The sequence below is a fragment of the Legionella antarctica genome (assembly GCF_011764505.1).
Lineage (GTDB): Bacteria > Pseudomonadota > Gammaproteobacteria > Legionellales > Legionellaceae > Legionella > Legionella antarctica.
On record NZ_AP022839.1, the window covers coordinates 2,839,144 to 2,851,576 of the forward strand.

The window sequence follows — 12,433 nt, forward strand, 5'->3', positions numbered from 1 at the left end:
TGAAGTGGTTTCAAGCCCGCTCTTGGTCGCTTGCTTCGGCGGGACTACCGCCATCTTTTCTATAGCTTCTATGCTTCGAGGTAAATTCGTTCCTTAAATTCACGTTCTGTGCATCTACGGCACACAGTCGCTGTCGCGAAATGATTTGCTCGATAAATAATCGATGAGACTTGATTTGACGCACCAACATGTAACTTAAATCAGATCGAACCCAGCCAGCTCAATCACGCCCCTTGTATAACCGTTTTATAGGTGCTATTTGCATTATTTGCTGCAATATTAGTCATTTTATCAATTTCTGGACGTACCTCGCCTGAAAGATAACGAGTAAGTTGCCTTAAATTGAACCCAAATACAGCAGCATAACCAGCGCTTTTGGTGGTTTCATCAGATTTCATACGGCTTCTACCCAATTGACCTCCGTGTTTCGTGTGGCCAATCAAAGGCTCAATACCAGCGCGTCGATGATGCAATAATTGCCGAATTGGCCATGGTGTTGTTTCACGAGCCGCATTGAGCGTCCTATCAGGACGGGGTAATTGAATTTCAAGGACGCCTTTTTCAATCAATAGCTGTTCGTTGCTCAGTGAATAATACCCTTTATCTGTCGCCACAGATGCCAGCAACCCCTTTCCAAAAAGATGCTCATGTGTATTGAGCATCAGCGGTAAAGACTGAGCATCTGGCATATAAGTAGACGTGCATTCGCCAACAAAAAGAAAATTACCTCCAATACGTCCTAATTGATAGACGCGGCCAAACTGCACTCCTTTATTTAATTTACCTTTGTTAAAACAGCCGACTTCATAAGCATGCAATGAAGAGATCGATGTATTGATAATACCTTCAAAAAGATAACCATGTACATTCTGTAATAACATAGTCCCGCGCCAGCTCAGCGTCTCGACAGAACGGCGAAGCGCCCAATATTTACCCGATGCTAACTTAGCACCAAACAAATATAAATCATTTAAGATAGGCAGTACATCAGCATACGTTTCACGCCATAATCGCTGAAGTACCACGGATAATATACCCCCACCAACATCTTTACGTTTCAAATTAAAATAATACAGCGCGATTTGTTTTAAATTGCTTAGTCCAACGCAGTACTGTTTCATGCCACCAGAACACAATTGATTCAGTCCTTTTCCAACTTTTGACGCAAGGACAGCAACTTTAATCAATAAATTAGCGATTGCGGGATAGGCTATATTAGCTTCTTGCACAGTAGAGTCAATATCGAGCTCCGTAGGATTAGCATAATTCAGTTTAACCGCTTGTTGCGCTATCAAATTGGCAAGCCGTCGTTGTTTTTCAGGGCTTAATCGAGAACGAAACGTCTCGATTTTGGTATGGTCTGGCGCATGCCATTTCTTGATGAGACCATAACCACAAAACAGACGGAAGGCGGCATTATCACGTACCTGCTGCTCAGCAAACCTATCGGTTAAATTAAACATCTGCTGTAAGACATAAACCCCTAAATGAATACGGATTCGCAAGGGTCTGCCCATCCACCAATGTTTCTTCTCCGTGCGCTGTAAATCAGGCAATACTAATTGCAGCATCTCATCCCAGGGGAGTTTCTGAGCCAGCTTAACCAGGCGATGGTCATTACCGACTGTAATGGTAGCGGTGCCTCCTGTAACCGGCTCATCAAAGCCATTCACATCCAAGCTCATTGTTTGCTTACACCCTCTTTATCGTACTGTTCTTTGCTTCGCTACTAATTTGGCACATCTGTTACTGAAAAACATCAGATTCCACCACCAGATGGATAAGTGCTTTTTAAGCATGCCTTTTCGTAGGCGGTAGGTCTGGTAATGACTTAAAATCCCAAGATAAGAGTTGATGGAGCATAAAAAAGCCATCTGCTCTTCTTTGGTGGGTTTATGGTCTTTAACAACCTGGTTATGGCGCTGGATGGCCTCATAAAAATTCCCTTTGATGCGACGTCCGGCATGGATGCAGTGTGGTTTGAGCATCACTCCAAGAAACGGGACGCCTTTGCAGTAGTGCTGCAGGTATCGTTTACGCGGATGAAGCTCAAGTTCGAGCTCTTTTTGCAAAAACTGCTCCATTCGGGGTATGAGTGATTTTAAAAATGCATTATCTTCATGCACCAGAATAAAATCATCGACGTAACGACCATAGAAACGCACACCCAAATCGTGTTTGATGAAATGGTCAAAGGGATTTAAATAGAAATTGGCAAATACCTGGCTGGTGAGATTGCCAATCGGTAGCCCGCAGTGAGACCTGGCATAAAAAAGGCTCTTGTCTTTGGGAAAACCCTGCCAGTCGCGTCGTTTCCCCTTGATAAAGCAGTGGCTGGTTGGTTCATTTTGAATGACTTTGCAGGCGACCTCCAGGATTAATCCCTTGTCGGGCTGGTTATAATGGGTCTCGATAAAACAGCGAAGTTTCTCCCAGAGAATATGGCGGTTAATGCGGATGAAAAAACTTAAGATATCGAGCTTCAGCACATAGGAGTCTCTTTGGTAATTTAAAGAGCATTTGCGGATAAATTCGTCGGCACGCGCAATGCCCATGTGCGCGCCTCGTCCCTTGCGGCTCGCATAGCTATCATAAATAAAGGCTTTCTCAAACAGAGGATTCAATTGATTGATTAACCAGTGATGCACCACACGGTCACGAAAATCAGCAGCAAAGATTTCGCGTTTCACAGGCCTATCAATCACAAAAGCAATCGAGCGCCCAGGGTTCCAGGTGCTAGAATTGAGTTCATCTCGCAAAGCAATGAGATTGCTTTCATAATCCGTTTCAAAGCGGAGCGCATTCATGGTGTTGCGCTTGTTCTTGCGGCAGTCAAAATAGGCTTGAAATAAGGATTCCAATGACGCACCATAGTTCATACGGCTCTGTTCCTTTTCTATCAATAGTCTCATTCTAATAGGGTAGCGTGGACTTGTTAAAAGCCCACGCCGATTGTGACTTTACTTTGTTTAAAACCCCGAACACACCTAACCCGAAGATTGTTGTTCTTATTGTCGTCGTTCTGGTTGCCATTGTTGAAGTTCTGGTTCCAGGCGTTGTTCGTAGGATTGCCGGAAAACTCGGTAGAACTCCAGTAGTTGTCACCGGCAAAACCGCCTAAACAATTAATAAAGGTGTTTTGGTCTGTACAAGGCGTCTTGTGCAGACGCGAATCAACTGCCAAGTCAGTCCCTTTATCGCTTTTAAACAAAAGCATGCTCGCTCATGAACGCCGTAGCTCTCATGATTCTGGCTTTATCGACTGGCATTACGCCAGCCGGTCACCTGTTTGCCTATGCGATCTAAAAGCTCACTTAATAATGCCTGCTTTTTAAGTGATACCAGTTTCATCTCGACACACAGGCGAATTTCTAGTTTCAATAACTCCAACTCATCTAAAAACACCTCTAAGTGCTCTACTCTGTTTTGATTCTTGTTTGCTCGGTAAATACAACGAAGCAAATGAAGGGCGTCACGCTTCATATCCTGGCCCAGTGTGTATTTGTACTCCCTTGGAAAATCTTTTGTTATCTCAAACACCTTTAGTGTCAAAAGGTATGCGTCCCGATAAACCGGCAACTCGGTATATAGCGCCATCATTAAACCATAAAAATTAAGTCCGACCGCTATGCGGTTTTATAAGAGGCAGCTTCGCTGCCTCAAAAGAAAAGGGATAAAGGGTTTAAGGGGTAAAAGCCCGAACACACCTAACCCGAAGATCGAAGTTCTTACTGCCGCCGTCCTGGACGCCACTGCTGAAGACCTGGAGCCAGGCGAAGTCCGTAGGAAAGCCGGAAAACTCGGTAGAACTCCAGTAGAAGTCACCGGCAAAACCGCCTAAACCATTCGTATGCAACGTTGTATATAAGTTGGGATTGGTAGTGCCACAACCCGCATCAGTTCCTCCTGGTGGATTGGAATATCGTCCCAACTCGCAAATCGCCGGCATGAACCAGTCAGTAAACCCCTGTTCACTCTTGTTTCGACAGGCCTGCGCTGCCGGATATTGACCTACAGGGGTTTCAAGCGCATTGGTGTTACTTAATCCATCCGTGATACTGTCCGCTGCCGTATTATCGAATAATGTTGCCCATTGGAAAAAAAAGTCTGCTGGACTTTCTTCTTCATCCGTTAATGCGGCCACTTTCCCACCAATGCTTTGTGTGCTGGGTGTGGCATTATCCACAGAAAACAAAAAACCCCCTTGATAAATACAACCGTATCCTAACACCAAGACATTAACGTCCGTAGATGGCGCATTATCTGCAGTTACTGTGACCGTTGTTGGTACAGGCGCAGTTCCTGGCGCAGTAGTGCAGGCAGAGCTTAAAGAATCCAAACTGGCATTAATGCCTGGGGTGATGGTGATGTCGCAGGTGGCTCCGTTATTCAGTGTGCCCATACAGGCATTACTGGTAATTGACGTTCCAGCAGGAAATCCGGATGTACTCACCTGTACGTTGTTTGCTGGTATTGAGCCCGTATTTTCTATTCGAATGATGCGCGCAGTGCCAGAAAGGGCTGGGTCTGCTCCTGGATTGTTAATTGACAAAGCCAAGTTTTGCGTGAGAGGAGACAGGGTTGTCTGATTAAAGGTTACCTCTATAGCATGATTAGCCTGGATATTGTTCAACTGGAAGCTCGTGCCACCATTTTGTACCACATTGCCATCCAGCAGCCACTGATTGACTCCGAAACCGGTATTGGGTGTTGCCGTAAACGTCAGGCTGCTGCCAGCATTGACCACCTGTGCTGTTGTGGGGGAAATGGAGCCATTCGCACCCGCCGATGGTGCCACGGTGAATTGCTGCACCGGTGGCGGCGTTGCCAGGTGAATACGCAGGATATTGGCTGAACTCGGCTGGTAACACTGCAGGTCATTGCCCTGTTGGCATAAAACAGGGCCGCCCAATACATCGCCCAGCAGGGCAGAGCCATTGATATTGAGCGTCAGCGTACAACTTCCTTTAGCTGGAAACTGGCAGGGTGCGCCCTGAATCACCCCTGCAATGGGTTTCATCACCAGGTTTTTGGCTCTCGAGGACTGATTTTGTACCGTGTAAATCACCTGTGCACTGCCCCCTTTAGCTACGGTAATCTCGGTTGGTGTTTGCGGCACAAACGTCCATAAGGGCTTCGCCGCCTGCGCACTTGCAAGCGTCAGACAGGAGAATAAAACGGTCAGTATTGCATTGCTGAAAAATGTCTTTGTTTTCTCTAGCATGATTTTTATCCTTATGCCACGTAAGTAAGATTGACCAACACCCCATTGGTGTAAAGGTGATTGAGTGCTAATCCTGAATTCATAGTCTGCCCAAAAGCGCGACCCAGTTCGCTTTTACCCCAGTCGGCAAACTCATATCCAACCCCTACCTGCCAGTGGTCATTGAGCGACTTTTGCACGCCAGCCCCCAGCGTGTAGGTCAATGCGGTTTTTGTGTGGTCTGTAAAATTGGCATTGGGTAAGGCTTCAAAAATCAAGGGTGTGTTGGTGAATTCATGAGTGCGGTTAAAACCAACGCCAAGGCTCGCGCTCACCCAGGGCATGAGCCAATAGCCTTTATCAAGCAGAAGTTTTCCTTTTGCCGCTATGCGCGTGTTGCGTACTTTATATTGGTAGCTGTAATTATCAAATTGAGGGTCGGCATCATCCCAGATAATGCCCTGAAGATGGGCACTGCCGGTGGTGGTCACTGCCAGTCCCAATTGACCCAACCACTGGGAGGATAATGACTTTTGTATCCCCACAAACAGCTCACCTGATGCTAATGCATTGGTCGATTTTCTGGCCGCATACGTCTTTTCAATTTCCGGAGCCAAATAAAAAGTCTGAGTCTCCCCACCACGAGCCCAAACCGGGCCTGCGCTCACAGAGCCTACCCAGGTCCAGTCTTTGATGGCCATGACAGGCCCCATAGTGCCAGCTGAGGCTGTACTTCCCAGCACTCCTGCCGTGATGAGAGAAAGAACTAAGCGATGCTTCATAAACGTTCCTTGTATAATACAAATGATTTATTAAATGGACTTAAACAACAGGCAGCGGCAATCGATTTCAATAACAAGCGAATAAATGGACTAATACGCATCGCTGAATAAAAACTGAGCAAAAGGATAGGCAAGAACCCTGAACAAAGGAAATACACACAATAAAAAATAATAGAGGACATTGAAAATAAGGAAAAAGCTATTGCTGATTGCTGATTGCTGATTGCTGATTGCTGATTGCTGATTGCTGATTGCTGATTGCTGGCAATCGTCCCGTCATTGGACCTTACCAGCAATCCTTTTTTGATATCTAATCGATAGTTCATTCCCTGCATCAGCAATCCTATATTTTTACTTGGCGTTAGTGAGTATTGAAAAATTACTCTTAATTATGATACTTTGTTCATGATTTAAAATCAAAAAAATTCCTTCGATTTTTATTCCTCAAACTTGCCCAAATCATTTCGCGACAGCGACAATTTATCCACAAAATCTGTGGATAATCCTGTGTACAGATCCTAAAATGCCTTATAAAACCAATCTATTTTAGGATGACTTAGAACTTACCAAGCTGTTATGAAATCAGAAGAAACATTTTATATAAGGATATAATAATATGTTATTCATAATAAAAGAGGCAACACTCGAAGATTTGGCAACAGTTTTAACCTTTAATTCACAAGCAAATATAAATAAAGAAACAGAATTATCAATTGACACCGCAGTTCAATTATTTAAACAAATGAAATCATATCCTGACTACACCTTGTTCATCATCATGGAAGAAAACCGTATTGTTGGATCCTTTTCTTTGTTAATAATGGATAATTTGGCCCATCAAGGAACGCCTTCAGGGATAATCGATAATTTAGCAATAGATGTTAACGTAAAACAGCTGGGCATAAGACAAGCAATGCTGGATTTTTCTATCAAGTATTGTCACGATCGCCAATGTTATAAGTTAACACTTCCCAGTAATGAGTTTATAACTGACGAATTGTCTGATTTTGAACACCATGGCAAGTGCTTTGTGATGGATTTTGAGAATAAAACCAAGAAAGAGAAAAAAAATATATCATTTCTCTCTATTATCACCAGCTTAAAAATACGTGAAGCCACTAGAGAAGATCTTCCTGAAATTCTCGACCTTTATGCTCAGCCTGGGATGGATGATGGAAGTATATTGTCAACATTACAGGCCACAATCATGTATAAAAAAATGCGTTCTTATCCAAATTATAAAATTTTTGCCTGCCTTTCAGAAGGTTCTATTGTAGGAACGTTTGCATTATTAATTGCACCTAATCTTATTCACAATGGCAATGCTTTAGCGATCATTGAAGATGTTATGGTAAGCCCGAAAACTCAAGGGAAAGGTATAGGAAAATTTATGATGAGTTTTGCTATCCATGCTAGCGAAGAGCTCAATTGTTATAAAATGGCTCTATCCAGTAACCTCAAAAGAGAAATGGCTCATAATTTTTATAAATCGTTAGGTTTTGAGGAAATAGGGGCCAGTTTTTTAATTAAACCACCCCATGAATTAACCATTGAATCGATTGCTGCAAAAATATAATCTTCTCAAAAGCTAGTATCCTGTCCCTGAGAGATGAGAACTGCAGGGACTGCTCATCTTTTAGTAACTTGTATCACATATTGGAGACTCAGCCAGTGAGCAAATCGGGCACTCATTCTTTGAGCAGACGAGCACTCTTAAGTGTCCTGCATTTTTAGAAATGCTTATCGCCATCTCTCCTGACTTTGAAATAACTTGCACTGAGTCGGAAGCCTTATGTTTAACTCCATTGATTTATCAAGAAATAAAGCAAGAAATCCAGAAGAGCAAAATAAACCAAACTGGATGAAGAGAAAAATTGCAATTAGTATTCACCTGAGAATTAAATTCATCAGTTTAGCTAACAAATTTTTAACTGAGTTTTTAAACTCAAAATGCTATTATTTCATTTTTATTATTTAGTGCGAAAAAGCTCCACAGAGCTTTTAAAAACTGAAAAGGATTATCAATGACTCAACACGATAGATATTGGCAAGCCAAAAAAATAACCCTGATTGGTGCTCTTGTAAATGCTCTCCTGGGGCTTATTAAGGTCATTGGTGGATTCATATATCACTCCCATGCATTGGTCGCCGACGGAATACATTCGTTTTCAGATTTACTCACCGACGTCATGGTTTTATTTGCATCTAAATATGGCAGTCTTGATGCAGATGACTCTCACCCATATGGACATCAGCGCATAGAAACAGCAGCAACTCTGTTATTGTCTCTTTTTCTTATTCTTGCAGGCTTTGGAATTGCATGGGATGCACTTGATGAGTTGATAAAATCAAGCTCCACTATGCCTAATTGGTTATCATTGCCAATTATTTGCATTTCTATTTTAGCAAATGAAACTTTATTCCACTACACCCGTCATATTGGTAAACGTATTAATTCTCAACTAATTATTGCAAATGCCTGGCATCATCGTTCTGATGCAGCCTCATCAATCGTAGTACTTTTGGGATTAATAGGCAGCTTATCTGGATTTATATACCTGGATGCTATTGCCGCAGTTATCGTTGGATTGATGATTATCCAAATGGGATGGAGTTATGGCTGGAACAGTGTAAAAGAACTCGTTGATACAGCGGTTGGACCCGAGTTACTCGCTCAAATTGAACTGGTAATCCAAAATATAGATGGGGTTCAAAAAATTCATCAATTACGCAGCCGCTCTATGGGCAATGATGTTTTAATTGATGTCCATATACTGGTTTCCCCCAAAATCTCTGTATCTGAAGGACATTATATAGCCCAACACGTACATAATGCTTTAGTCGACCAGATTGATAGTGTTTCAGATGTCATTGTTCATGTTGATCCTGAAGATGATGAGATAAGCAGCCCCTCTTTGCATTTGCCAAGCAGAAAAGTGTTACAGGAACAATTACTTCGTGAAGTGCGTATAGACTTTCCCCAAATTATATTTTGGAATTTACATTATCTAGATGGAAAAATAAGTATTGATATAGCATGCTCTGAAGAGTTTACCCAATGGCATGCGTTACATAATCGAGTTATTTTAGCTTTGAAACTACAGGCTGATATAGATGAGGTGCGTTTATTTAGTTTGCATGAAATCATGCACCCTGATTAAACGCCAGAATAAATCTGTCAGTCAAAAGCTAAAAAAGCTTGCTAAAACAGGCTTGTGAAAATAATATACACTTTTTGAAGCAGGAATATTCCATGGTCTCGGCTACCAGTTTAAAAATAATTTTTGGTCTTACTATTTTTATAGTCATTCTTATGGCTGGCTGGTATCCTTTTAAAAAACGTATCCGTGACGATAAACACATTGATTTGCCTATAGGAGAAACTTTAGCTACCGGAGTTTTTTTAGGAGCTGCTCTCCTGCATATGTTGCCTGAAGCTAATAATTTATTTAAAGCAATGGGCTATAACTATCCTTTTTCTTTTATTATAACCGGCACTGTCTTCCTGATTTTTTTATGGTTTGAACACTTGGGCAAAGAACTTTATCATCATCACAGTGCGGAACACCCCGCCTTTGCGATTTTAGCCTGGGCTATGCTTTCCGTACATTCTGTCATGCTCGGAGCGGCTTTAGGTCTAGCTCATTATAACTCCATGATCATCATGTTATTTCTGGCAATTATTACCCATAAATGGGCAGAAAGTTTTGCTATAGCCGTGCAATTAAACAAGAGTTCGTTGAGTACCAACAAAAGTATGTTGTTTTTTCTCTTATTCAGCGTCATGACTCCTTTAGGTATCTATTTTGGCTGGTATTTTGGGCATGGAGTAGAAACCAACTCGCTCTTTGATCCTGTATTAATAGCAGCTTCTGCAGGTACGTTTCTCTATTTAGGAACGTTACACGGATTGGAGCGCTGTGTCATGGTAGAGCGCTGCTGCAACCTGAGAGATTTCAGCTTTGTCATTATAGGTTTTTTACTTATGGCATCAGTAGCTGCGTATGTCTAAATTTTTACAACAACAACCGTTAATTCTCGCCTCGGGTTCTTCCATTAGATCAAAACTTCTTAACTCGCTTGGTTTGCAATTTTCAGTTATTCCCTCAAACTGTGATGAGGAAGCATTGAAAAAAATGCATCAATCAAAAAGTATTGTTGATTTAGGCTTTGCTCTAGCGAAAACTAAAGCGCTGGATGTCAGCCAACATCATCCAGAATATTTTGTTATAGCTGCAGATCAACTCTGTGTTATTGATAACAAAATTCTTGATAAACCCTTAAATCATCAAACAGCAACAAAGCACTTACAATTATTGAGTGGTAAAAAGCACCAACAAATTGCCTGTGTTTGTATTGCAAAAAACAATGAAATTATCTGGCAGCAACATGATATTGCGACTCTTTCAGTACGTAATTTAAATGAACAAGAGATAGATGCTTATCTGCACGGTGAACAGCCCTATTATAGCTGTGGCGCGTACCATTATGAAACTCAAGGTAAATGGTTATTTACAGAAGTAATAGGAAACGAAGACACCATACTTGGATTACCTCTCATGCCCTTGACGAATGCGCTACAAAAACTTGGTGCCGTTCACCTTATTTAGCCCTTTAGGTGCACCCCGGTATCATGAGATTATAAAAGTCGATCCCCTGTCTATGTATATAGAATACTTGACAACCAAGACAGTTAGCAAAACAATACCTGACACATTATTAATTGCACTTAGGACTCATCATGCAAATAACCAAAATTCAAGCTCGTGAAATTTTAGACTCCCGTGGTAACCCTACTGTAGAAGCAGATGTCACACTCAGAAACGATATTTCGGGAAGGGCCAGCGTACCTTCAGGCGCATCGACAGGTAGTCGGGAAGCATGTGAGCTGAGGGACAATGATCCAAAGAGATACGGAGGTAAAGGGGTATCGAAGGCTGTATCTCATATTAATAATGAAATTAATAAAGCATTGCATGGACATTCTGTTAATGATCAAAATGCTTTAGATCATCTGTTATGCGAACTGGATGGAACAGACAATAAATCACGTCTTGGAGCCAATGCAATCCTGGCTGTCTCGCTTGCTAGCGCCAGAGCCAGAGCCAACTCTCACAATCAACCCTTATATATAGCCCTCAGTCAGGGTGAAACCATGTCTATGCCAGTACCCATGATGAATATTTTAAATGGTGGTGCGCATGCCGATAATAATGTAGATATTCAAGAGTTTATGATTATGCCTGTAGGTGCTCCCGACTTCCCAACAGCACTGCAGATGGGCGCAGAAACATTTCATGTATTAAAATCCGTACTAAAAAAACAGGGATTAAATACCTCTGTGGGTGATGAGGGTGGCTTTGCTCCCAATATAAAATCTAATCGGCAGGCCTTGGATATGCTCAGCGAAGCCATTGAAAAAGCAGGTTTTCGTTTAGGTGAAGATATGGTGCTTTCTCTGGATGTAGCGGCTTCAGAGCTTTATGAGAATGATTTGTATCACATGGCTTCTGAGAATCAGAAACTTAGCTCAATGCAACTTGTTGAATATTATGTTGATCTCGTCTCTAACTATCCTATAGTCAGTATTGAGGATGGGCTAGATGAAAAAGATTGGGCAGGATGGAGGCAGTTAACAAGTCGTCTGGGTAACCAGATTCAATTGGTTGGAGATGATTTATTTGTTACCAATCCTAAAATTCTGCAAGAAGGAATAGCTCAAGAGGTTGCGAATTCAATATTGATTAAACTCAATCAAATAGGAACTTTAAGCGAGACAAGGCAAGCAATAAAACTGGCCCATCAAAACAAATATCGCTGCGTGATGTCACATCGTTCTGGTGAAACAGAAGATTCCTTTATTGCTGATCTTGCTGTTGCTACGGGTTGTGGGCAAATTAAAACAGGGTCTCTATGTCGAACGGACCGCACAGCGAAATACAATCAATTGCTCCGCATTAATGAACTAGTAAAGCTCCCTTATGCAGGCAAATCGGTATTGATTAAATAGCAGCGATGGTTGGGTTTGTTAGTGGCAATACCTTAAAGCAGCGCCACTAACTTATAATTCAACCTAAACTAGCCAAATAATACATAATTACTTCTGCCAGATATTGCCCCTGGCCGCACTATGGTAATACAATAATCAAAGATACTTTAAAAATAGACAAACTTATGCGGCCCATATTCATTATCTTGATTATTGCTTTGGTTGTTTTACAACATAAGCTATGGCTTGGTGATGGTAATTTAATCCAATGGATAAGTCTTGAAAAAAAACTTGAAGAGCATCATAACGAAAATAATAAATTGGCGGCGCGAAATAGAGCCTTAGAAGCTGACGTCAAAGAACTAAAAAATGGTGATCAGGCACTCGAAGAACAAGCACGCTCTGAACTGGGAATGATAAAAGAACATGAGATTTATTATCAGTTTGTTGATTAAAATA

At 41.8% G+C, this 12,433-nt stretch carries 13 protein-coding genes; 6 read left to right on the top strand and 7 right to left on the bottom strand.

What is annotated here, in order from left to right; genetic code table 11:
• Positions 1–224: 224 nt before the first annotated feature.
• The 7 genes from HRS36_RS13395 to HRS36_RS13425 form a co-directional block, all read right to left on the bottom strand.
• Complete coding sequence (locus HRS36_RS13395; RefSeq protein ID WP_173235467.1) at positions 225–1,685, bottom strand: transposase; 1,461 nt, start codon at positions 1,683–1,685, stop codon at positions 225–227.
• An 18-nt stretch (positions 1,686–1,703) separates the two neighbouring features.
• A complete protein-coding gene (locus HRS36_RS13400; RefSeq protein ID WP_226905453.1) occupies positions 1,704–2,903 on the bottom strand; it encodes an RNA-directed DNA polymerase in 1,200 nt (399 codons plus the stop codon).
• Between the two features lie 32 nt (positions 2,904–2,935).
• Complete coding sequence (locus HRS36_RS13405; RefSeq protein WP_173235465.1) at positions 2,936–3,217, bottom strand: Lcl domain-containing protein; 282 nt, start codon at positions 3,215–3,217, stop codon at positions 2,936–2,938.
• Between the two features lie 38 nt (positions 3,218–3,255).
• A complete protein-coding gene (locus HRS36_RS13410; RefSeq protein ID WP_338033693.1) occupies positions 3,256–3,600 on the bottom strand; it encodes a four helix bundle protein in 345 nt (114 codons plus the stop codon).
• Between the two features lie 82 nt (positions 3,601–3,682).
• On the bottom strand, positions 3,683–4,912 hold the full coding sequence (locus tag HRS36_RS13415) for an InlB B-repeat-containing protein (RefSeq protein WP_226905472.1): 1,230 nt from the start codon (positions 4,910–4,912) through the stop codon (positions 3,683–3,685).
• A 323-nt stretch (positions 4,913–5,235) separates the two neighbouring features.
• The gene (locus HRS36_RS13420) at positions 5,236–5,985 is read right to left on the bottom strand and encodes an outer membrane protein (protein WP_173235454.1); all 750 of its coding nucleotides are present in this window, start codon (positions 5,983–5,985) and stop codon (positions 5,236–5,238) included.
• A complete protein-coding gene (locus HRS36_RS13425; protein WP_173235398.1) occupies positions 5,982–6,311 on the bottom strand; it encodes a hypothetical protein in 330 nt (109 codons plus the stop codon). The genes HRS36_RS13420 and HRS36_RS13425 overlap by 4 nt, the downstream gene beginning before the upstream one ends.
• Before the next feature lie 290 nt (positions 6,312–6,601).
• Here HRS36_RS13425 and HRS36_RS13430 point away from each other — a divergent pair, with 290 nt between their 5' ends.
• The 6 genes from HRS36_RS13430 to ftsB all read left to right on the top strand — a co-directional run bounded on the left by HRS36_RS13430 (position 6,602) and on the right by ftsB (position 12,429).
• Positions 6,602–7,561 carry a GNAT family N-acetyltransferase gene (locus HRS36_RS13430; RefSeq protein ID WP_173237704.1) on the top strand — a complete coding sequence of 320 codons (960 nt, stop codon included), beginning with the start codon at positions 6,602–6,604 and terminating at the stop codon, positions 7,559–7,561.
• Positions 7,562–8,009: 448 nt separating this feature from the next.
• A complete protein-coding gene (locus tag HRS36_RS13435) occupies positions 8,010–9,146 on the top strand; it encodes a cation diffusion facilitator family transporter (RefSeq protein ID WP_173237705.1) in 1,137 nt (378 codons plus the stop codon).
• A gap of 92 nt (positions 9,147–9,238) precedes the next feature.
• A complete protein-coding gene (locus tag HRS36_RS13440; protein WP_173237706.1) occupies positions 9,239–9,997 on the top strand; it encodes a ZIP family metal transporter in 759 nt (252 codons plus the stop codon).
• The gene (locus HRS36_RS13445; protein ID WP_173237707.1) at positions 9,990–10,595 is read left to right on the top strand and encodes a Maf family protein; all 606 of its coding nucleotides are present in this window, start codon (positions 9,990–9,992) and stop codon (positions 10,593–10,595) included. The genes HRS36_RS13440 and HRS36_RS13445 overlap by 8 nt, the downstream gene beginning before the upstream one ends.
• A 131-nt stretch (positions 10,596–10,726) precedes the next feature.
• Positions 10,727–11,995, top strand: coding sequence for a phosphopyruvate hydratase (eno, locus tag HRS36_RS13450; protein ID WP_173237708.1), 1,269 nt, complete (start codon positions 10,727–10,729; stop codon positions 11,993–11,995).
• 164 nt (positions 11,996–12,159) lie between these two features.
• Positions 12,160–12,429, top strand: coding sequence for a cell division protein FtsB (gene ftsB, locus HRS36_RS13455; RefSeq protein WP_173237709.1), 270 nt, complete (start codon positions 12,160–12,162; stop codon positions 12,427–12,429).
• Positions 12,430–12,433: the final 4 nt, after the last annotated feature.